Genomic DNA, 21,533 nt, shown 5'->3' on the forward strand with positions numbered 1-21,533 from the left:
TCCTGGGCACCTCGCGGTCCGGCCGCCACACGGCGGGACCGCTCCGCGGGGCGGGCGATCCGCGAAGCCGTCCAGGTTCCCGTGCTCCGTGGCCCCGTCCGTTCCGCGGACCGTGGGGTCGGCGCCGCGGCCGATCGGCGTACGGGGGCGCTCGCCAACCCCGCGTGGTTCCTCGGAGCACGCGCCGGCACGTCCCTTGGACTCGATGTCGGCGATGCCGTTCCCGTTCGAGCTCCCCTCGCTCTCCTGCGGCTTCGCCGAGCTCACCCGCGCGGCGCGGGCGTCCGGTGCCGAGATCGCGCGCGCCGCGGCCGCGTCCCTCGCTCGCGTCACGGGCGGCCCCGTCTCGGTGCAAGGCGTCCCCGTCCCCGGGCCGGCCGCTCCCCGCGCGGTCGCTGCGCGCGTGGCGATCGACCTCGCCGCCCTGCCCGCCCCGGCGGTCCTCGAGATCGAGCCGGCGCTGGTCGTGCGGCTCGTCGCCCGCCTCGCCGGCGGGGACGGGGCGCCGGAGCCCGCGAGCGCGCTCACGCCGATCGAGGCGACCGCCCTCGAGCTCCTCGCCCTCGCCGCGGTGGACGGGGCGTGCGAGGTCGAGGGGATCGACGCCGCGCTCGCGCCGCGCCTCGCCCGCGGCGTGCGCGAGCCGGCCGGCGCGCTGGCGATCGAGCTCACCGTGGACGTGCGCGGTCTCCGCGGCCGTGGCCGCCTGCTCGTCCCGTCCGCGGCGCTCCGCGCCCTCGCCGGCCCGCTCGATCCCGCAGCGTCCCCGGTGCGGGTTCCGGCCTCCGTCCGGCGCGGAACGGCCGCGCTCGACCGCGAAGAGCTCCAGGCCCTCGCGCCCGGCGACGTGGTCCTCGTGGATGGGACCGACGGCCCGGCTGCGCTCGTCCTGCCCGGCGGCGCGTCCGCGCGCGGGCTGCTCGACGAGGACGGCACCTTTCACGTGGAGGAGACGCAGATGGCCGATCGGCTGGTGGAGCTGCCGGTGACGCTCGCGGTCGAGCTCGCGCGGGTGGAGCTGACCCTCGGCGAGCTCGCGAGGCTCGAGCCAGGGGCCGCCCTGCCCCTCGCGCTCGACCGGCGCGGCCTCGTCACCCTGCGCGCAGGGGAGCGGGCCGTGGCCCGCGGAGAGCTGGTGGACGTCGACGGGGCGGTCGGGGTCCGGATCCTCGCGGTGGAGGGCGCGCCGTGACCCCCGGTTGCGCCCGCCTCCTCCGCCTTCGGAGCGGCCGCGCGGCCCTGCTCCTCGGGGTCGGCGTGGTCGCCGCGGGGATCGCCGCTCCCGCGCCGGTGGCGCTCACCGCGGCCCGCGCCGCGATCGCCCTCGCCGCGCTCGGCGCTGCGGCCGCCCTCGTGCGACGCCGACCCGCCCCCTCGGTCGTTCCCGACCTCGCGGTGCTGGCGCGCGCGCCGCTCGGGAAGGAGACCGGGATCGCCCTCGTCGAGACGGGCGGGCGCCGGCTCCTCGTCGGCTTCGGCCCCGGCGGGGTGGCCGTGCTCGATCCGGCCGCGGGCCGAGGGCGAGAGGAGGACCGACCGTGATCGCCTCACCGCTCCTCGCCTCGCCTGGGCCGGTCGCGGAGCGCCCGGCGGAGATGCTCGTCCTGCTCGCCGCCCTGGCGCTCGTGCCGGTGGCGCTCGTGATGCTGACCTCGTTCTTGAAGATCGCCGTCGTCCTCTCCATCGCACGCTCCGCCCTGGGCGCGCCGCAGGTCCCCCCCAACACGGTCGTGACGGGGCTCGCGCTGGTGCTGACCCTCCTCGTGATGGCGCCCGTCGCGGAGCGCGCCGCCGAGCGCGTGCGGGCGGGCCCCGTGGAGCGCGGCGCCGCGGGCAGCCTCTCCGCCCTGGCGCGCGGGGCCGGTCCTCTGAAGGAGTTCCTCGCGCGCTTCGCCCGGCCCGACGATCGCGCCGCCTTCCTCGACGTCGCGACGCGGCTCCGCGGACCGGATCGGCCCGCGCCCGGCGAGGACGATTTCGCCGTCCTCGCCCCCGCCTTCGTCGTCTCCGAGCTGCGCCGCGCCTTCGTCATCGGCTTCCTGGTGTTCGTGCCGTTCCTGGTCGTGGACCTGGTCGTCTCGAACGTGCTGCTCGCGCTCGGGCTCACCCAGCTCTCGCCGACCTCCGTCGCGCTCCCGTTCAAGCTCCTCCTCTTCGTGGCGGTGGACGGGTGGAGGCTCCTCGCCCGCGCCCTCGCCCTCTCCTACGCGGGGTGACCGATGGATCCCGTCCTTCTGCACCTCGGCCGCGAAGCGCTCCTCCTCGTCCTCCTCGTCTCGGCCCCGCCCCTCGGCGCCGCCCTCCTCGTCGGGATCGTCGTCGGCGTCCTCCAGGCCGCGACCCAGGTCCAGGAGCAGAGCGTGGCCGTCGTCCCCCGGCTCGTCGCGGTGCTGGGCGCCCTCGCGATCGCGGCACCCTGGATCGGCGCGCGCGTCGTCCGGTTCGCGGCCGCCTGCCTCGAGCTCGTCCCGAGGGTCGCCCCGTGACGGCGCCCCTCGTCGAGGCGGGCCTCCCCGCCGCCGCCGCGCTCCACGCCCTCCGCCTCCTCCCGGTCGCGCTCGCCTCGCCGTTCCTGGGCGGCCCGCTGGTGCCGCCGGTGGTCCGGGTCGCCCTGGCCGGCGGCCTCGGCCTCGCCGCCGCGCTGCTCCGTGGCGGCCCGGCGCAGGCGCCCGACGCGCTCGCCCTGGCGGTCGCCGCAGCGCGCGAGCTCGCCGTCGGCGTGGCAATCGCCGTCCTCGCCTCCGCGCCGGTCGAGGCCGCCCGCGCCGCGGGACGCCTCGCGGACACCTTCCGCGGCGCGACCCTCGCCGAGCTCCACGTCGCCCCCATCCGCCAGCGCGAGAGCGCCTCGGGCGACCTCCTCGCCCAGACGGTGGTAGTCCTCGCGGCGTCGGCGGGCGGCGACCGGCTCGTCGTCTGCGGGCTGCTCGACGGGTTCGCGGCGCTCCCGGCCGGCGCGCCGTTCGCCCCAGGCCCGCTGCGGGAGCTCCTCCTCGCCGCGACCGCGGCGGTGCTCTCGACGGCGGTGGCGATCTCCGCCCCCGCCGCGGCGGGCGTGCTCGCGGCCGATTTCGCGCTCGCTCTGGTCGGCCGGGTCGCCCCGCAGCTCGGCGCCGTGAACGCCGCCCAGCCCGCGCGCGCCGCCCTCGGCCTCCTCGCCCTCGCGGCCGGGGCGAGCGCCGCGGCCGGGCGGCTCGTCGCCCTGGTGGCGCTCCCCGGACGGCTGACCGGCGCGCTCGGGGGGACGTCGCCGTGAGCGGGAACCGCACCGAGGAGCCGACCCCACGCCGCCTGCGCGAAGCGCGGCGCCGCGGCGAGGTCGGCGCGAGCGGCGAGCTCACCGCCGCGGCCGCCTTCGCCGGCGGCCTGCTCGCGCTGGCGATCGCCGGGCCCTCCCTCGCGAGGGACCTCGCGGCGCGCCTGCGGAGCGCCCTGGTCCGCGCGCCGATCGAGGCGCTCGATCCCCGCGCCGTGCTCGCCGATGCGTCCTCCGCGGTGCTCACCCTGTCGCTCCCTTTCTGCGCGGGCGCCCTCGCCGCGGCGGCGCTCGCCGGCGCCCTCCAGGCCCGGTGGAACCTCTCGCTCGAGGCGGTCCGTCCGCGGCTCGAGCGGGTGAACCCGGCCGGCGGCCTGAAGCGCCTCCTCTCGACGGCGCAGCTCGCGGCGGCCGCCCTCGCCCTCGTGAAGGCGGCGGTCCTCGTCGCGGTGGCGTGGACCTGGGTCCGCGGCGCCGGCCCCGCCCTCTCCGGCCTCGCCCGGGTGGAGGTGCCTGCGATCTGGCGAGCGCTGCCGCTCCTCGGCAGCCTCGCCGCGCGCCTCGCCCTCGCGGCCGCGCTCCTCGGCCTCGCCGATCTCGGCCTCGCCCGCCGCCGTCACCGGCGGGCGCTCCGGATGACGCGCGACGAGGTCCGCCGCGAGCAGCGCGAGGACGAGGGCGACCCGGCGCACCGCGCCGAGCGGCGCCGGCGCCACCGCGGGCTCCTCGAGGCGGGACCGATCTCGCGGGCGACGGTGGTGGTGGTGAACCCGACCCACGTCGCGGTGGCGCTCCACCACGACCGGGCAGGCGAGGACGCCCCGCGCGTCGTGGCCAAGGGGACCGGCGAGGCGGCCGCGCGGATCCGGTCCGCCGCGCGCCGCGCCGGCGTGCCCGTCGTGCGCGAGGTGGCCCTCGCCCGGGCGCTGCACCGGCTCGCCGAGGTCGGGGACGAGATCCCCGAGGAGCTCTACGAGGCGGCCGCCGCCGTGCTCGCCCACCTCTACGGCCGAGAGGAGATCCCGGCGTGAACGTCCTCCACCTCTTCCTCGGCCGCCTCCGCGGCGCCGGCGACGCGCTCTTCGCGCTCGCGGTCCTCGGGATCGTGCTGCTCCTCGTGACGCCGCTCTCCCCCGCCGCGCTCGACGCCCTCCTCGCGCTGAACCTCGCCACGGCCGCGACCATCCTGGTGGTCACCCTCTTCGCCCGCGACGCGCTCCGGTTCGCGAGCTTCCCGACCCTGCTCCTCCTCACCACCCTGTTCCGGCTCGCGCTGAACGTGAGCTCGACGCGGCTCGTGCTCTCCCGCGGCGAGGCCGGGCGGGTCATCGAGGCCTTCGGCCGCGTCGTCGTGCAGGGCGACTACGTCGTCGGCGCGGTGGTGTTCGCCATCCTGACCCTCGTCCAGCTCCTGGTGATCGCGAAGGGCGCGGAGCGAGTCGCCGAGGTCGCCGCCCGGTTCACGCTGGACGCCCTCCCCGGGAAGCAGATGGCCGTGGACGCCGACCTGCGCGCGGGCGCCATCGAGCAGGCGGAGGCGCGGCGCCGCCGGCGCGCGCTCGAGCGGGAGAGCCAGCTCTACGGGGCGATGGACGGCGCCCTCAAGTTCGTGAAGGGCGACGCCATCGCGGGCGTCGCCATCGTGCTCGTGAACGTCGCCGGCGGGCTCGTCGCCGGCATGCTCCGGGGGATGGACGCGGGCGAGGCGGCGCGGCGTTACACGCTCCTCGCCATCGGCGACGGCCTCGTCTCCCAGCTCCCGGCGCTGCTCGTCGCAGTGTCGGCCGGCGTGGCGGTGACGCGCGTCGCGGCGGAGGAGGAGGGCGCGAGCCTGCCCGCCGAGATCGGGCGCCAGCTCCTCGCGCACCCGGCCGCCCTCGGCGCCGTGGCGGCGCTCCTCGGGGGGCTCGCCCTCGCGCCGGAGAGGAGGAGGAACGGCGGGGCCGCCTTCGGCGCCCACCGGCTCGCCCGGCGCCGCGCCGGGGCCGGGTCCGGCGCCGGGCCCGCGCGCCCCTCCGCGCCGGACGCGGCGGACGCAGGCGAGGACGACCCCTACCCTCCTCCGGCGCCGGTCGTGGTCGAGCTCGCGGACGACCTGCTGGCGCTCGCGCGCGACGGCGGGTTCGCGTCCGAGGGGCTCGCCGGGCTGCGCGAGGCGCTCTGGCGCGACCTCGGCGTCCGCCTCCCGGGGATCGCGATCCGCCGCGCGGCCGCGCCGGCCGGGACCTGGCGCCTCCTCGTGGACGAGGTCGCCGCGGGGTCGGGCCGTGCGCCCGCGGACGAGGTGGTCGCCCTCGCGCCCCCCGACGACCTCGCGCTGGTCGGGATCGCGAGCGCTCCCGAGCTCGACCCGGTGACCGGCCGGACGGTCTGCGTCGTCGGCACGGCCGACGCGTCACGCGCGGCGGCGCTCGGGCCGATCCGCGGCCCCCTCGAGCGCGTCCTCGCCGGGGCCGCCGGTGCGCTCGCCGCCAACGCCGCCGACCTCGTGGGGGTGCAGGAGGTGCAGGTGCTGCTCGACGCGCTCGAGCCCGCCGCGCCCGCGCTCGTGCGCGAGGCGTCCCGCCAGCTCCCCGCGCCGCTCCTCGCCGACGTCCTCCGCCGGCTCCTCCAGGAGCGCGTCTCGGTGCGCCCCCTGCGGACCATCCTCGAGGCGCTGCTCGAGGCGGGAGGCGCGCCGCGGGGTCCCGCCGCGTTGACGGAGGCGGCCCGGAGGGCGCTGCGGCGCCACCTCGCGGAGGTTCATGCGGGAGAGGGGCCCCTCCCAGCCCTGCTCCTCGATCCGGCCGCCGAGCGATCCCTTCGCGAGGCGATCGCCGGGGAGGCGATCGCGCTCGACCCGGCGGTCGGGGCGGCGCTGCTCGAGTCCGTCGGGGCGCAGCTCGACGCGCACCGGGATCCCCCGGTCCTGCTCGTGAGCCCCGATCTGCGCCGGCCGCTGCGCGCCTTCCTCGCGGCGCGCTGGCCCCGGATCGCGGTCCTCGCGTACGAGGAGCTTCCGCCCGAGCTCGCGATCCGGCCCCTGGGTCGGATCGAGCTCGGCGCGGCGTGACATGGAGCGGCCCGCCCGCTCGCGAGGAGCGGCGCGGGCCGGTCGTGAGAAGTCGCGAGGTTAGGTGAAGGATCCGTCAGACGCCGGCGGCCACGGGCGGCGTCCCCTCGGGCGTGCCCTGGTTCTCGCCCGGCGTGGTCTCCCCGCTCCCCTCGGGCTTCGCGCCCTCGGGCTTCGTCAGGAGATCCGGACGGTTCACGCGGTCGCGCAGCTCCTTGCCGGTCCGGAACAGGATCCCGCGCTTCGGCTTCACCGGAATCACCTCTCCGGTCTTGGGGTTGCGCCCCTGGTAGCCGTCGTAGTGCTTCACGTGGAAGGCGCCCAGGCCACGGATCTCGATGTTCTCGCCCTTGCAGAGCGCATCTTTCATCGAGTCGAAGATCGTCTCGATGGTGGCTTCCGCCTGCTTCTGCGTCACACCACGCTTCACGACGAGGATGTTGATGAGGTCCGACTTCAGCATCGGCGCTCCGAGATCGCTTGCGGCCCCCGCCCATGGCGAGCCGATCGGGATGCGCAAAGCCTAGCCGAAGGCTCCGAAATCAGCAAGGGTTCCACGGGCATGCGTAGTTCCGGGCCCGTTCGGGGTCGGGCGAGGCGCCACGGCTCAGCGCGTCGGGACCGGCCGGGCCCCCGCCTGATCGGGGGGTGGCGGTCGGATCATCCGGTCGGTATCGCCCCGCTCCGAGGCCCGTTCCTGGTCGCAGAGCGCCCGGAACGTCACCGTCTCGAGATCTCCGGCAGCCCGCTGCTCTATCCCATCCAGAACACTCGCCAACACCCCGGCGCTGCTGCCGCCCGCCCCCTTGGTGATCCGGCGGGGACCCGCGGCCGCCTGTCGCACATCCCAAAGGGTGAGCCTCTCGAGCGGCCTGGAGGGCACCAGGCCGCCATCGGCGACGGCGAGGATCAGCCCATGTTGCCGCAGCGCCGAGATGGCGTCCCCCGCCTGATCGGCCGCGACCGCGAGACGCGTCGCGAGCTGGCCCGAGTCGGGTGCCGGCCGCCCCTCGTCGTAGGCGCGCGCCACGATCAGCAGCGCCTGCCCGGCGAGGAGCTCTCGGCTCACCCGGGAGCCGCCGTTCCCCGCCCCGATCAGCGTGGAGGCGTACTGGACGACGTAGGCGAGCCGGGCTCCGAAGAGCAGGATCGTCCACGACACGAACAGCCAGAACAGGAAGATCGGCACCGCCGCCACCGAGCCGTAGATGGCGTGGTACCGGAAGATCTTCGCGACCGCGAAGGTGTAGCCCCACTTCGCGAGCTCCCACGCGACGCCGGCCGCCAGACCGCCGGCGAGCGCGGCGGTCGGGCGCACCCGCGCGTTCGGGACGACCTGGAACAGGAGCGCGAAGAACGCGCTGGTGAGGACGGTCGAGGCGATCACCGCCAGCGCCTGGATCCCGGTGCTCGCGAAGAACGTCCGCGTCGCGTGGCCCAGGGTCACGGAGCCGGCGAGGAGGAGCGGGCCGAGGGTGAGGCCGAACCAGTAGATCACCCCCTGCTGCGCGAGGGAGCGGCGCCGCTTGATGCCCCAGACGTCGTTCACCGCCCGCTCGACGTTCGAGAAGAGCGTGACCGCGGACCAGACGAGCAGCGCGCCGCCGACGAGCCCGGCGCTGGTCGCGTGGGCGTTGCGGATGAAGCGGTCGAGGTAGGGCCCGATGGTGGACTGGGCCCCGACGGCGAGGTTCTCGAACAGGAACTCGTGGACCCGATCGGCGATCCGCTCGGTCCCGGTGAAGGCCTGCATCACCGAGAACGCGACGACCAGCGCCGGCACGAGGGCGAAGAGCGAGATGTACGTGAGCGCCATCGCCCGGAGGCGGACGCTCTCGACCTCGATGACGTGGAGCGCGGTCTCGATCGCGCCGGACGCGTTCCGGGCCCAGCGCCGGATCCGCACGCCGGGACCGTCCGCATCCGCTGCCATCACGCCTTCTCGCCGCCCGAGCCCGCCGAGCTCGCGGCCGGGTCCGCCGCGGCGTTCGCCCCGCCGGAGGTCGCCGGCGCGGCCTGCTCCACGCCGCCGCGGTTCCGGTCCTGCCCGCCGCCGCGGTCGCCCCGGCGCTCCCGCCCGCGCCGCTCCCGGTTCCCGCCGCCGCCACCACCCTGCTCGGCGCGCTCCTGGCGGCCGTAGATGTCGAACTGCTCCTGGTGGTAGCCGTTCTGCGTCTTCACCTGGATCGTCTTGTTGAAGCGGTCCATCAGGTAGCGCAGCTCGTCCCGCTCGGTGTTCTGGAGGATGCGCGCGACCTCGGGGTGGCAGTTCACCACCAGCACGGGCTCCGGGAAGTGCGGCGCCTCGCGGCGGATCTCGCGGAAGATCTCGTACGCGACGGTGATCTTCGACTTCACGTGCCCCTTGCCCTCACAGTAGCTGCAGGGCTCCATCATCATCCGGGTGACCGACTCGCGGACGCGCTTGCGCGTCATCTCCACGAGGCCGAGCTCGGAGATCTTGAGGACGTTGGTCTTGGCCTTGTCCCGCCCCAGCGCGTCCTGCAAGGCCTTGAAGACCTTCTCGCGGTTCTGGGCCTTGTCCATGTCGATGAAGTCGATGATGATGATGCCGCCGATGTTGCGCAGCCGGAGCTGGTAGACGATCTCCTTCGCCGCCTCGACGTTGATCTTGGTGATCGTCTCCTCGAGGTTCTTCTTCCCGACGTAGCGCCCCGAGTTGACGTCGATGGCGGTGAGCGCCTCGGCCTGGTCGATGATCAGGTAGCCGCCGCTCTTGAGCCAGACCTTGCGCTGGCTCGCGCGCTTGAGCTCCTGCTCGATGCCGTACGCGTCGAAGATCGGCTCCTTCTCCGCGTAGTACTCGATCTGGCTCTCGAGGTGCGGCGCCTGCTCGCGCACGAAGCGCAGGATCCGCTCGTACTCGTCCTGGTCGTCGATGACGAGCTTGCCGACGTCGGCCGTGAAGAGGTCGCGCGTCGCGCGGAGGATGAGGTCGAGGTCGCCGTGCAGCAGGGCCGGGGCGGAGACCTTGTCCTTCGTCCGGATGATCTCGTTCCAGACCTGGATGAGGAAGCGGATGTCGGCCTCGAGCTTCGCGGCCTCGACGTTCTCGGCGACCGTGCGGACGATGAACCCGGTGCCCTCGGGGCGCATCCGGTCCACGATCTCGCGCAGGCGCCGGCGCTCGCCGTCCTTCTCGATCCGCCGCGAGATGCCGATGTGATCGACCGTCGGCATGAAGACGAGGTGGCGGCCCGGGAGCGAGATGTGGCTCGTGATTCGGGCGCCCTTCGTCCCGATCGGATCCTTCGCGACCTGGACGATCACCTCCTGGCCCTCCTTGAGGAGGTCCTGGATGTTCTTCGGCTCCTTCGAGCGCTTCTCGTCGCGGTGCCCGTTGCGACCGCCGCGATCGCGCTCGCCGCGCTCGCGCCCCTCGCGCCGGCCGCGCTCCTCGCGCCGCCGGCCCTCGCGCTCGCGATCCCCGCGCGCCTCGCGGGCGGACTCGCGCCCGGGCGCCTGGATCCGGTCCTTCTCCGGAGCGACCTCCGGCGCCGGCGCGACGGCGACCGACGGCTCGGCCGGCGTCGCGGCGGTCTCGGCGGCGGCAGTCGACGGCTCGACCGCGGCGGCCGGCGCCTCGGCCGGGGCGGCGGCAGGCTGCGACGCGACCTCGCTCGTGGCGGTCGAGGCGGCGTCGGCGAGCTGGGGAACGGGGAGGCCGGGGACTGCGGGGACCGGCTCCATCCCCACCGCCCGCGTGAGCGGAATCGGGGTGAGCGGGGGCGGCAGCTCGGCCTCGCCCGCCGGAGCGGCTGCCTCGGGAGCGGCGACGCTCGCGGCCTGCGCTGCCGACGGCTCCGTCGCGACCGCGCCCTCGGCGGGGACCGCGGCCGCCGCGACCTCGGAGACGGGCGCAGGGGCGCCCTCGGAAACGGGCGCAGGAGCGCCCTCGGATGCGGGCGCGCCCTCGCCGGCCGCCGTGGGAGCCGGAGGCTCCGCGACGACGAGCCGGGCGCGCTCCTCGGCCTGCTCCGCCTCCTCCTCCGTCGGGACCTCGGGCACCTCCGCGCGGTGCTCGCCCTCGGTGAGCTCGAACTCCTCCGAGAAGTCCGGGTCGCCGTAGACGTCGCCGACGTACAGGAAGGCGGCCTTCTCGAGGCCGATGTCCACGAAGGCGGCCTGCATGCCGGGGAGCACGCGGACCACCCGCCCCTTGTAGATGTTGCCGACGATCCCCTGCTCGCGCTTCCGCTCGAGGTAGTACTCGTGGATCGTCCCGCTCTCGACCAGCGCCACGCGCGTCTCCGCGCCGGCGGCGTTGATCACCAGGATGCTGTTGCCCGCCATGGGTCACCTCTCTCGCCCCGGCGAGGCGCGGGGAGAGCGAGGCCCCAACCGGCGGGCCACGATCGCGTGCGCCCCGGTGGTGCCGGGCGCCTCGGATCGGCTGTCGAGCTCACGCTCAAAGCTTCGCGTCTCCTCGCGCCCGGCGGCCGCGTCGTTGTTCGCGGCACCAGCGGGGCGCGTTCGTTTCCTTCAGGCGTCTACGTAGCGAGGCGCGCGGGGCTGCCCTCCGGGGCTCTGCCCGCTCCTCGCGAAGCTCACGCCTTCCTTCAGAACCTTCACTCCCTGGGGCGGCATCCCGTCACCGAAGATGGCCGCCAGCACCTCGGCTGGCTTGGCGCTCCCCGACGGATCCGCCCTCAAGCTGAACGCGACCGACCCCGCACCTTCGACCGCGAGGTGTGTCACGATTTCCTTCAAGTCTATCTCCCTTCCCTTCCTCGCCGCGACCTTCTGGTTGCGGCCACGGTGGCGGCTCTTCGGGGCGGCCGCCCGGGTGACGAGCGCCCGGTCGGCCTCCTGGAACGCGGCCACCCGCGCTGCCAACGCCGCATCGTCCCAGATTTCCACAGGGAAGTCGGCGCGGTAATGGACGGCACGCTGCGCCTCGGAGATCGACGGCGCCCGCGGATCGAGCAGCGTCGCCTCGTCCGCCCGTAACCCCTCCGGGAGCTGTGCGGCAAGCTGCCGCAGAACCTCGGCCGGCTCGGCCGGGCCGACGAGCTCCAGGTCGAGGTGCTCGCAGACGCTCTCGACGCCGACCGGCAGCGCCGGTCCGAAGGAGACGCGCGGCTTCGGGTGGAAGCCCTGCGAGTACGCGACCGGGAGGCCGGCCCGGCGGATCGCCCGGAGCAGCGCGTGCATGGTCTCGAGGTGCGACAGCGCCACCAGGCGGCCGAGCTTTGCGTAGCGAACGCGCACGAACGAGCGGGTCGCCGGCTCGGGCGACCGCGGGGGCGCGGGCGGCTCCGGGACGTAGTCCTTCGCCTCGTAGATCCGGTTCTTCACCACGCGGTGGTCGCAGGCCCCGCAGACGGTGCACGGGCCGCTCACGCAGTCGCGGACCTCCTCCAGGCCGCGCGAGGCCGCGAGCTGCTTCGCCAGGTAGCCCTTCGTGACGCCGCAGTCGATCCGATCCCAGGGCAGGACCTCGTCGAGGCCGCGCCGGCGGTGGGCGAACCAGTCGAGCCCGACGCCGTGCTCGCGCTCGCAGGCCTCGAACGCGGCGATCCAGCGCCCCTCGTCGAACCACTCGGTCCAGCCGTCGAGCCGCTGGCCCATGCGGTAGGCGGCGAGGACGGCGGTGCCGGCGCGGCGGTCGCCGAGCGCGAGCGCCCCCTCGATCGACGACTGGCGCGAGTCGTGCGGCTTGAACTGGATCGCGCCGCTCCGGCCGCCGAGCGCGGCGGTGACGAGCCCCTGCCGCCGCCGCGTCTCCGCGGGGGAGATCATCGGCTCCCACTGGAACGGCGTGAAGGGCTTCGGGACGAAGGTGGACGCGCCGAGGTGGATCGCCACCGAGCCCTGCCCCTTCGGCAGCGCGCGCCGCGCCACGGAGAGGCACCGCCGCGCGAGCTCCGCGATCGCGATCACGTCCTCGTCCCGCTCCTCGGGGAGCCCGATCATGAAGTAGAGCTTCAGGAGCGACCAGCCGTTCGAGAAGATCGACTCGACGGCCCGGAGCAGGTCCTCCTCGCGGTTGCCCTTGTTGATCACCGCGCGCATCCGCTCCGTCGCCGCCTCCGGCGCGAGCGTGAACCCCGTCTTCCGGATGCGCCCGATCCGCTCCGCGAGGGCGTCGCTCATCGTCTCGGTGCGGAGCGACGGCAGGCTCAGCGCGATCTTCTCGCCCTCCCAGCGGGCGAGGAGATCGTCGAGGAGCGGGTTCAGCGGGGCGTAGTCGCCGGAGGAGAGCGACAGGAGGCCGACCTCCTCGTAGCCGGAGGCCCTGAGCCCGACCTCCGCGAGGTGGAGCACCTGCTTCGGATCGCGCTGCCGGGTCGGCCGCGTGATCATGCCGACCTGGCAGAAGCGGCAGCCGCGGGTGCACCCGCGCTGGAGCTCGACGGGCAGGCGGTCGTGCACCGTCTGCATGAAGGGCACGAGGGGGCGGGAGTACGCGGTGGTCGGGAGCGCGTTCAGGTCCGGCATCAGCCGGCGCACGACCTGCTCGTACCCGGGGAGGAGCGGCTCGAGGGCGGCGAGGGTCCGGCTCGCCGGGTCGTACACCGGCCGGAAGAAGGATGGGACGTAGACGCCCGGGATCCGCGCGAGCCGCTCGAGCAGCTCGCGCCGGGTCGCGCCGCCGCGGCGGAACCCGCTCGCCGCGACCGCGTCGGCGATCTCGAGCGAGACCTCCTCGCCCTCCCCCACCGCGAAGCAGTCGAAGAAGTCGGCGACCGGCTCCGGGTTGTAGGCGCACGGCCCGCCGCCCACCACCAGCGGCTCCGAGTCGCCGCGCGCGCGGGCGAGGAGCGGGATGCCGGAGAGGTCCAGGAGCGCGAGCGCGCTCGTGTAGGCGAGCTCGAACTGGAGGGTGATCCCGAGGACGTCGAAGTCCCGGACCGGCGCGCGGGACTCGAGCGTGAACAGCGGGTACCCGGCCTCGCGGAGCATGCCCTCCATGTCCGGCCACGGCAGGAACACCCGCTCGCACGCGACGTCGGCCCGGTCGTTGAGGAGGTGGTAGAGGAGCCTGAACCCCAGGTTCGACATCCCGACCTCGTAGGTGTCGGGGAACGCCAGGGCGAACCGGACCCGGGCGGCGTCGAGGTCCTTGCGCACCGCGCCGAACTCGACGCCGACGTAGCGGGAAGGCTTCTGGGCGCGCAGGACGAGGGCGTCGAGCGCGGCTTCGGAGGGGAGCTCGGTCTTCATGGGCCTCGCCGGGCCGCGGGTTCGAGCCGCGTGTCGCCCGTCGCTCACGTCGTAACCCGCGGGATCCGGATGGGAATCCGGTGGGGCGGGGGATCTACCACGCCGGTCCCCGCCGCCACAACATTTCGCCCGTGCCGGTGGGCGGGCGGAGGCGCCGGGGAGCGCCGATCGCCCGTGGGCTCGAGCCGCCGCCCGGTCCCCTACCGGAGCCCTACCGGCGAATCACGAAAGGCTCCGCGGGATCGCTCCCGTGCGCCCTCCACGTCACCTCGACCCCGTCCACGCGCGCCGCCGGCGGCCCGCGGTGGCACCAGGCGACGAGCGCCTCGACGTCGTCCCGCCTCCCCTCCGCCTCGGCCTCCACCCGCCCGTCGGCGAGGTTGCGGACCCAGCCGCCGAGCCGCAGCCGGCGGGCCTCGTCCACGGTGGCCTGCCGGAACGCGACCCCCTGCACCAGGCCGGAGACGACGATGTGGGCACGGACGCGATCCATCTCTCCTCCATTCGGCCGACGCGCGAGGCGCCGGGCGCGACGATCACTCGGCGAGGAGCCTCGTGAACTCCTCCTCGCCGATCACCCGCACCCCAAGCTCGGTCGCCCTCTTCAGCTTGGATCCGGCGTCCTCGCCCGCCACCACCAGGTCGGTCTTGCGCGAGACGGAGCCGGACACCTTCCCGCCCCGGCGCTCGATCTCCGCCTTGGCCTCGTCGCGGCTCAGGCCGGCGAGCGTCCCGGTGAGCACGACCGTCTTCCCGACGAACGGCCCGCGGGCCTCGACCCGCTCCGGCGCGGGGCGGACGCCGGCGGCGAGGAGCCGCTCGACCACCCGCCGGTTCTGCGGCTCGCCCGTCCAGGCGCGGATCTCGCGGGCGGTCTCCGGGCCGACGTCGCGGACGGCGAGCAGGTCCTCCTCCGTCGCGTCCATGAACCGCTGGATCGTCCCGAAGTTGCGCGCGAGGGTGGCCGCGGTCGCCTCCCCGACCTGCGGGATCCCGAGGGCGTTGAGGAGGCGGCGCAGCGTCGTCGCCTTGGACCGCTCGAGCGCGTCCACCAGGTTCTGCGCGCTCTTCTCGGGCAGCTCGGGGGCCTTCTCGCCCGGCGCGAGCTTCCGCGGGCGGCTGAACGCGCGCTGCCAGGCCTCGAAGGGGACGTCGTAGAGATCGGCCGCGTCGCGCACGAGCCGCTGCTCGACGAGGAAGGCGGCGGTCTTCTCGCCGACGCCCTCGACGTCCAGCGCGCGGCGGGAGGCGAAGTGGACCAGGCGGCCGGCGAGCTGCGCCGGGCAGGCGGCGCCGGTGCACCGCCACACCTTCTCGCCCTCCTCGCGCACCACCTTCGCCCCGCACACCGGGCAGCGCTCCGGGAACCGGAACTCCCGCTCGGCGCCGGTCCTCCGCTCCGGGAGCACCTTCACCACCTCGGGGATGACCTCGCCGGCGCGCCGCATCAGCACCCAGTCGCCGATCCGGACGTCCTTGCGGCGGAGCTCGTCCTCGTTGTGGAGCGTCGCGTTGGTCACGGTCGCGCCCGAGAGCTGCACCGGGTTCACCACCGCCACCGGCGTGAGCACGCCCGTCCGGCCCACGGAGGCGAAGATGTCCACGACCTGGGTCGCCTCCTCCTGCGGCGGGTACTTGTACGCCACCGCCCAGCGCGGCGAGCGGGACGCCGCGCCGAGGCGCAGCCGCCAGTCGAGGTCGTCCACCTTCACCACGATCCCGTCGGTGTCGTACGGGAGCTCGAAGCGCCGCTCCGCCATCCGATCGCGGTAGGCCTTCACCTCGGCGATCCCGCGGCAGCGCCGGTTCTCCGGGTTGGTCTCGAAGCCGAGGGCGGCGAGCTCCTCGAGCTTCTGCCAGTGCGTCTTCCAGCGGCCGTTCCCGGGGATGAGCGCCTCGTAGGCGATGAACGAGAGCGGGCGCCGCGCGGTGATGCGCCAGTCGAGCTGGCGGAGCGAGCCGGCCGCCGCGTTGCGCGGGTTCGCGAAGGGCTCCTCGCCCGCGCGGAGGAGCTGTCGGTTCATCGCCTCGAAGTGGGCCTTCTGCAGGAGCACCTCGCCCCGGACCTCGAGGCGCGGGGGCGGAGCGCCGGCGAGCCGGTGCGGGATCCCGCGGTTCGCGCCGAGCGCGCCGATGGTGCGGAGGTTCGCGGTGACGTCCTCGCCGGTGGTGCCGTCCCCGCGCGTGGAGCCCGACGCGAGCGCCCCGTCCTCGTAGACCAGCTCGACCGCGAGGCCGTCGAGCTTCGGCTCCACCACGTAGGCGACCGACTCGCCGGGCGCGAGGCCGAGGTTCCGGCGGATGCGGTCGTCCAGCTCGTCCAGCTCCCCGTCGGTCGTCACGTTGCCGAGCGAGAGCATCTGCTCGCGGTGGCGGACCTTCGCGAACCGATCGCCGGGGGCCCCGCCGACCCGGCGGGTCGGCGAGTCCGGCGACGCGAGCTCCGGGTGCGCGGCCTCCAGCTCGACGAGCTCGCGCATGAGCCGGTCGTACTCCGCGTCGGAGAGGATGGGGTTGTCGAGGACGTAGTAGGCGTGATCCGCCTTGCGGATCGCCGACACGAGCTCGCGGATCCGGGCGGCGGGGGAGGCTGCGGCCATGCGCGGAGCATCGCCCGGGCCGGCCGGGCGGGCAACGCCGAACGGCGCCCGGCCGCTCGGAAGGTGGTCGGGGCCGCGGGGCCGCCGCGACGGAGATCGCGCGGAGCGCGCGACGACGAGGCCGCCGAGCTCCGCGGGGCCGCGGTGCCCCGGGGTCGGACGCGTCCCACCGGCGCCGCCGGCGCGTCCCGGGCGGGCGGCTGCGTCCGTTGACACCTTTCAGGCGAGCGCCTACGTTTGCAGTCTCTCCTCGGCCTCCTCCTCGAGACCGCACGCCGCTCCCGACGGCCCCGCCCGCTGCACCGGGCGAACTCGCTCCCCGAGACAGACATGCCCGCCGCCGCACCGACCGCCACGCCCGCCCCGTCCAGCCTCACCGACCTCAAGCACCTGAAGGTGGCCGAGCTCGCGCGGATGGCCCGCGAGCTGAACGTCGAGGACGCCGGCGCGATGAAGAAGCAGGACCTCATCTTCGCGATCCTGCAGGCGCAGACGAAGGCGGCGGAGCAGGCGAAGGAGGAGATGGAGGTCGGGGGCGAGGGGACGCTCGAGGTGCTCCCCGACGGCTTCGGGTTCCTGCGCAGCCCGGACTTCTCCTACCTGCCGGGCCCCGACGACATCTACGTCTCGCCGTCCCAGATCCGCCGCTTCGGGCTCCGCACCGGCGACACGGTCCGCGGGACGGTGCGGCAGCCCAAGGAGGGCGAGCGCTACTTCGCGCTGCTCAAGGTGGACTCGATCAACGGCGAGCCCCCCGACGAGAGCCAGGCGAAGGCCCTCTTCGACAACCTCACGCCGCTCTACCCGACGGAGCGGCTCCGGCTCGAGCACGACCCGAACGAGATGACCACGCGGGTGGTCGATCTCTTCGCCCCGATCGGGAAGGGCCAGCGGTGCCTGATCGTCTCGCCGCCGCGCGCGGGCAAGACCGTCCTCCTCCAGAACATCGCCAACGCGGTCACGACCAATCACCCGGAGTGCACCCTCATCGTGCTGCTCATCGACGAGCGGCCCGAGGAGGTCACCGACATGGAGCGGACGGTGAAGGGCGAGGTGGTCGCCTCGACCTTCGACGAGCCCGCCTCCCGGCACGTGCAGGTCGCGGAGATGGTGATCGAGAAGGCCCGTCGCCTGGTCGAGCACAAGCGGGACGTGGTGATCCTGCTCGACTCGATCACCCGCCTCGCCCGCGCCTACAACTCCACCGTGCCCCCGTCCGGCAAGATCCTCTCGGGCGGCGTGGACTCCAACGCGCTCCACAAGCCGAAGCGGTTCTTCGGCGCCGCGCGGAACATCGAGGAGGGCGGCTCGCTCACCATCATCGGGACCGCGCTCGTGGACACCGGCAGCCGGATGGACGAGGTGATCTTCGAGGAGTTCAAGGGGACCGGGAACTCCGAGATCGTCCTCGACCGCAAGCTGATGGAGAAGCGGATCTTCCCCTGCATGGACATCGGGAAGAGCGGCACGCGCAAGGAGGAGCTGCTCCTGCCCGCGGACTGGCTCTCGAAGATCTACATCCTCCGCCAGACGATCCTGAACGGGCTCGACAACGTCGAGGCGATGAAGTTCATCCTCGACAAGTTCCGCCAGGTGAAGAACCACGACGAGTTCTTCAAGATGATGGTGGGCGGGGGCAAGTAGCCGATCCCATCGTGGCCCGGCGGGCGTCCGGCCGCGCGGCACGGCCCAGGGGCACAGACGAGGGGTTGACCTGCCCGCCCGATCCGGTTAGATCGCGCGACTCCCATTCACCGGGCCCGGACCATCGCCCGACCTGCGCGATGCAAGCGGCCCAGAGGCGAACATGAAGGAAGGCATCCACCCCGACTACAAGGCCGCCAAGGTCGTCTGCGCGTGCGGGAACGTCATCGAGACCCGCTCGGTCCGCGGCGACTTCCACATCGACATCTGCGCCGCGTGCCACCCGTTCTTCACGGGCAAGCAGAAGATCATGGACACCGCGGGGCGCATCGAGAAGTTCAAGACGCGCTACGCCGCCGCCACCGCGGCGAAGGCCGAGGCCCCCGCGAAGCCCGCGCCGGCGCCGAAGAAGGCCGCCCCCGCGGCCCCCAAGGAGAACCGGGCCGCGAAGCGTGCGAAGGCCGGCAAGTCGAAGCCGAAGACCGAGGCCGCTCCGGCCGAGGCCGCCGTCGCGCCGGCCGCCGAGCCCGCCCCCGAGGCGAAGCCGGAGTAGCCGGAGCTTCTTCGATCGAGGCTGCGGGATCTGGACGGCGCCCCCCGGGGCGCCGTCTTCGTCTGCGGGGTCGATCGGCGCGGACCGCCGGGCCGAAGGCGGACCGCCGGGCGAGCGCACGCCATCCGCGCGGTCGGGGAGGCGCGCTTGCGATCCCCTCCTCCGCGATCTAGAGGGTCGCGCATGACGACTCCCGATCGGCCGCGCCCGTCGCGGCGCGGCCTCACCGAGTACCTGTTCCTGATCGGGTTCCTCGTCCTCGCCGCCGCCGGCGCGGTCGCCGTGTTCGGCGACGAGCTCCGCGCCGCGTTCGGCGTCCGCCCGCTCCCCGGCGCGGCGGCGCGCGCGCCGGACGCCCCGCTCCGCTGACGGACGCGCCGAGCGGCGGCGGTGTATCCTCCGCCGGGTGAGCCCGCTCGTCCTCATCGTCGACGACGAGAGCCCGAACCTCGAGTCGCTCGGGAAGATCTTCGGGCGGGAGGGGTGGCGCGTCGCCCTCGCCGCCTCCGGGGCCGCCGCCCTCGACGTGCTCCGGCGCGAGCCGCCCGCGGTGGTCGTGACGGACCTCATGATGCCCGGGATGAGCGGCGAGGAGCTGCTCCGCGCCGTGAAGACGATCTCGCCCGACACGGAGGTGGTCCTCATGACCGCCTACGGCACCGTCGAGGCGGCGGTCGCCGCGATGAAGCAGGGCGCGTACGACTTCATCACGAAGCCCTTGAAGCGCCACGCGATCGTGAAGTGCGTGCGGCAGGCGCTCGAGAAGGCGTCGCTCGTCGCGGAGAACCGCGCCCTCCGCGCGCGGATCGCCGAGCTCGCCCCCGCGAGCGCCGGCCCCGGGCCGCTCCTCGGCGACGCGCCGGCGTTCCGCGCGGTGCTGGACACGCTGCGGCAGGCGGCGCCCACCTCGGCGACGATCCTCCTCACCGGCGAGAGCGGCACCGGCAAGGAGCTCGCGGCGCGGCTCGTCCACGACCTCTCCCCGCGCGCGGCCCGGCCCTTCGTCCCCATCAACTGTGCGGCGATCCCGGAGAGCCTGCTCGAGTCCGAGCTGTTCGGCCACGAGCGGGGGGCCTTCACCGGCGCGGTGGCCCGCAAGGACGGCCGCTTCGAGCGCGCCGACGGCGGCACGCTGTTCCTGGACGAGGTGGGCGAGATGTCACCCGCCGTCCAGGTGAAGCTCCTCCGCTTCCTGCAGGACGGCGTGCTCGAGCGCGTGGGCGGGACCGAGCCCGTGCGGGTGGACGTGCGGATCGTCGCCGCGACGAACCGCGACCTCGCCGCCGAGGTGCGGAGCGGCCGGTTCCGGGAGGACCTGTTCTACCGGCTCGACGTGGTCTCGGTGCGGCTCCCGCCGCTGCGCGCGCGCCGCGAGGACATGGCGCTCCTCGCGCACGCGTTCCTCCGGCGCTGCGCCGAGAAGCACGGGAAGCCGGGCGTCGCGGGGTTCACCCCCGCCGCGCTCGCCGCGCTCGAGCGCTACGGCTGGCCGGGGAACGTCCGCGAGCTGCAGCACGCGGTCGAGCGCGGCGTCATCTTGACGGACGGTGAAGCGGTAGACGTGGACGACCTCCCCGAGGCGATCCGCGCCGGCGCGCCGTCCGCCCCGCCGACGTCCGGCGGCGCCCCGGCCGGCGGCCCGCCCGCGCTCACGGTGCCGTTGGGGACGCCGATGGAGGAGATCGAGCGGCTCGTGATCCGCGAGACGCTCCGGCAGACGAAGGGCGACAAGAACCTCGCCGCGCAGCTCCTCGGGATCGCCCCGCGGACGATCTACCGGAAGCTCGATCGCGACGAGGACGGCCGGCTCGTCGAGCCCCCGCCCGAGCCCCGGGAGTAGTCCCGGCCGCGGTGCCAAATTGGCGCCCGCGCGGGCGCCGCCCAGGTGCGATTGCCAGTTTGGCAAGGGCGGCGGGCCGGCGGCCGGCCGGGCGGCGCCGGCGACGGGATTTCCCCGTGTTCGCGCGGGGTTCAACGAGCAGTCCGGACCGGGCCGATGGCACGTCCGTTGCTATTTCGGCTCCAGGGCAAGGCCCCCATGCTCGATCTCTTCTTCCGCAAGTACGCCTGGACCGCGAACCTCGCCCTGCTCTTCGTGGCGGCGTGGCTCTCGGCGAAGACGGTCAACACGTTCGTCGGCGCGGTGATCCGTCCGAAGCCGGCGGTGGATCTGAACCTCGCCGCCGTCCCTCCCTCGCGCCCGGTGCTGCCCCTCGCGATGGACGAGGCGAAGCTCTACCACCTCATCGGCCAGTCCCCGCCGAAGCGCGAGGAGGAGGCCGGCGCGACGGCGGCCCCGTCGCGGCCGCAGAACTGCCAGGACCCGCGCGCCACCCCGGTGCGCTCCGATCTGCGGCTCCAGCTCGTGGCGACGGTGATCGCGGAGCGGCCGAGCTCGTCGCTCGCGACGATCTCCGACCTGTCGAGCCGCCAGACCGCGGTCTACGGCGTCGGGGAGCAGGTCGGGGGCGCCGAGCTGCTCGGGCTCGAGCGGGTGAAGGACGACGGCGACGCGACCGGGAACGCGTTCAAGATCGTGGCGGTCATCTGCAACGCCGGGACGAAGGAGTACCTCGACTTCGAGGGCGGGGGCACGGCGGACGCGATCCCGCCGGCGGGCAACATCGGCCGGGCGCCGGTGCCTGCCCCAGGCTTCCCCGGGCGGCCGGCGGCGCCGGTCGGGGGTGTCCGGGCGGTCGGTCCGGACAAGTACACCATCGACCGGAACGTCATCGACTCCACCCTGTCGAACCTCAACAACATCGCGACGCAGGCGCGGATCGTCCCCTCCTTCAAGAACGGCGTCGCGAACGGCTTCAAGCTCTTCTCCATCCAGCCGGGATCGCTCTACGCCTCCATCGGCATCGAGAACGGCGACGTGATCCAGCGGATCAACGGGTACGAGATCAACTCTCCGGAGAAGGCGCTCGAGCTGTACCAGAAGCTCCGGGAGGTGGGACACGTGACCATCGACGTGGAGCGCCAGGGCAGGCCCATCCAGAAGCAGTACGACGTGACGCCGTGAACCCCGGTGCTCGAAGGGATGCCATGAAGACGCGCCTCGCAGCCCTCCTCCTCGCTCCGACGCTCGCGCTCGCGCAGGTGCCGCTCGGTCCCTCCGGCATGCCGCCGCGGCCGACCTCGCCGGTGCCGCCGCCCGGCGGGGCGCCGGGCGAGCCAGGCGAGCCGGAGCCCACGACGCCCGCCGTGCCGCCCCCGGCGACGCCGCCGGGCGCCGCG

General features: G+C 74.6%; 18 protein-coding genes and 1 pseudogene. 13 read left to right on the plus strand and 6 right to left on the minus strand.

What is annotated here, in order from left to right:
• Positions 1-214: 214 nt before the first annotated feature.
• The 7 genes from MNZ27_RS13705 to MNZ27_RS13735 are packed head-to-tail and all read left to right on the plus strand — an operon-like array spanning position 215 to position 6,308.
• Entirely contained in the window at positions 215-1,192 is a 978-nt protein-coding gene (locus MNZ27_RS13705; protein ID WP_242394646.1) for a FliM/FliN family flagellar motor switch protein, read from the plus strand.
• The gene (locus MNZ27_RS13710) at positions 1,189-1,542 is read left to right on the plus strand and encodes a flagellar biosynthetic protein FliO (RefSeq protein WP_242394647.1); all 354 of its coding nucleotides are present in this window, start codon (positions 1,189-1,191) and stop codon (positions 1,540-1,542) included. Before MNZ27_RS13705 ends, MNZ27_RS13710 begins: the two co-directional genes overlap by 4 nt.
• Positions 1,539-2,216: a type III secretion system export apparatus subunit SctR gene (gene sctR / locus MNZ27_RS13715; protein WP_242394648.1), complete on the plus strand. Its 678-nt coding sequence runs from the start codon at positions 1,539-1,541 to the stop codon at positions 2,214-2,216. The genes MNZ27_RS13710 and sctR overlap by 4 nt, the downstream gene beginning before the upstream one ends.
• A 3-nt stretch (positions 2,217-2,219) precedes the next feature.
• Positions 2,220-2,486, plus strand: coding sequence for a type III secretion system export apparatus subunit SctS (gene sctS / locus MNZ27_RS13720; RefSeq protein WP_242394649.1), 267 nt, complete (start codon positions 2,220-2,222; stop codon positions 2,484-2,486).
• Positions 2,483-3,256: a flagellar biosynthetic protein FliR gene (locus tag MNZ27_RS13725; RefSeq protein WP_242394650.1), complete on the plus strand. Its 774-nt coding sequence runs from the start codon at positions 2,483-2,485 to the stop codon at positions 3,254-3,256. The genes sctS and MNZ27_RS13725 overlap by 4 nt, the downstream gene beginning before the upstream one ends.
• The gene (locus tag MNZ27_RS13730) at positions 3,253-4,287 is read left to right on the plus strand and encodes an EscU/YscU/HrcU family type III secretion system export apparatus switch protein (RefSeq protein ID WP_242394651.1); all 1,035 of its coding nucleotides are present in this window, start codon (positions 3,253-3,255) and stop codon (positions 4,285-4,287) included. Before MNZ27_RS13725 ends, MNZ27_RS13730 begins: the two co-directional genes overlap by 4 nt.
• Positions 4,284-6,308 (plus strand): flagellar biosynthesis protein FlhA, encoded by a 2,025-nt coding sequence (locus MNZ27_RS13735; RefSeq protein ID WP_242394652.1) that lies wholly within the window; start codon positions 4,284-4,286, stop codon positions 6,306-6,308. Before MNZ27_RS13730 ends, MNZ27_RS13735 begins: the two co-directional genes overlap by 4 nt.
• A gap of 76 nt (positions 6,309-6,384) precedes the next feature.
• On the opposite strand, the gene MNZ27_RS13740 is transcribed toward MNZ27_RS13735, so the two are convergent.
• The 6 genes from MNZ27_RS13740 to ligA all read right to left on the minus strand — a co-directional run bounded on the left by MNZ27_RS13740 (position 6,385) and on the right by ligA (position 16,096).
• On the minus strand, positions 6,385-6,771 hold the full coding sequence (locus MNZ27_RS13740; protein WP_242394653.1) for an HU family DNA-binding protein: 387 nt from the start codon (positions 6,769-6,771) through the stop codon (positions 6,385-6,387).
• A gap of 144 nt (positions 6,772-6,915) precedes the next feature.
• A complete protein-coding gene (locus MNZ27_RS13745; protein WP_242394654.1) occupies positions 6,916-8,241 on the minus strand; it encodes a YhjD/YihY/BrkB family envelope integrity protein in 1,326 nt (441 codons plus the stop codon).
• The gene (locus MNZ27_RS13750) at positions 8,241-10,622 is read right to left on the minus strand and encodes an Rne/Rng family ribonuclease (RefSeq protein WP_242394655.1); all 2,382 of its coding nucleotides are present in this window, start codon (positions 10,620-10,622) and stop codon (positions 8,241-8,243) included. Before MNZ27_RS13750 ends, MNZ27_RS13745 begins: the two co-directional genes overlap by 1 nt.
• Positions 10,623-10,811: 189 nt before the next feature.
• Complete coding sequence (locus MNZ27_RS13755) at positions 10,812-13,496, minus strand: TIGR03960 family B12-binding radical SAM protein (protein ID WP_242394656.1); 2,685 nt, start codon at positions 13,494-13,496, stop codon at positions 10,812-10,814.
• Positions 13,497-13,707: 211 nt separating this feature from the next.
• Positions 13,708-13,989, minus strand: coding sequence for an acylphosphatase (locus MNZ27_RS13760; protein WP_242394657.1), 282 nt, complete (start codon positions 13,987-13,989; stop codon positions 13,708-13,710).
• A gap of 43 nt (positions 13,990-14,032) precedes the next feature.
• Positions 14,033-16,096 (minus strand): NAD-dependent DNA ligase LigA, encoded by a 2,064-nt coding sequence (gene ligA, locus MNZ27_RS13765; protein ID WP_242394658.1) that lies wholly within the window; start codon positions 16,094-16,096, stop codon positions 14,033-14,035.
• 330 nt (positions 16,097-16,426) lie between these two features.
• On the opposite strand from ligA, the gene rho reads away from it, so the two are divergent.
• The 6 genes and pseudogenes from rho to MNZ27_RS13795 form a co-directional block, all read left to right on the plus strand.
• Entirely contained in the window at positions 16,427-17,740 is a 1,314-nt protein-coding gene (rho, locus tag MNZ27_RS13770; RefSeq protein ID WP_242394659.1) for a transcription termination factor Rho, read from the plus strand.
• Positions 17,741-17,903: 163 nt separating this feature from the next.
• Positions 17,904-18,293 (plus strand): 50S ribosomal protein L31, encoded by a 390-nt coding sequence (gene rpmE, locus MNZ27_RS23625; protein ID WP_277957928.1) that lies wholly within the window; start codon positions 17,904-17,906, stop codon positions 18,291-18,293.
• A gap of 183 nt (positions 18,294-18,476) precedes the next feature.
• Positions 18,477-18,662: a hypothetical protein gene (locus tag MNZ27_RS13780; protein WP_242394660.1), complete on the plus strand. Its 186-nt coding sequence runs from the start codon at positions 18,477-18,479 to the stop codon at positions 18,660-18,662.
• Positions 18,663-18,699: 37 nt separating this feature from the next.
• Positions 18,700-20,133, plus strand: a complete 1,434-nt coding sequence (locus MNZ27_RS13785) for a sigma-54-dependent transcriptional regulator (RefSeq protein ID WP_242394661.1) — start codon at positions 18,700-18,702, stop codon at positions 20,131-20,133.
• Positions 20,134-20,289: 156 nt separating this feature from the next.
• Positions 20,290-21,318 (plus strand): type II secretion system protein GspC, encoded by a 1,029-nt coding sequence (gene gspC / locus MNZ27_RS13790; protein ID WP_242394662.1) that lies wholly within the window; start codon positions 20,290-20,292, stop codon positions 21,316-21,318.
• Between the two features lie 23 nt (positions 21,319-21,341).
• Positions 21,342-21,533, plus strand: a pseudogene (locus MNZ27_RS13795) (response regulator); the annotation flags it as partial.

The organism is Anaeromyxobacter oryzisoli (assembly GCF_022690765.1).
In the GTDB taxonomy this organism is placed as follows: Bacteria; Myxococcota; Myxococcia; order Myxococcales; family Anaeromyxobacteraceae; genus Anaeromyxobacter; species Anaeromyxobacter oryzisoli.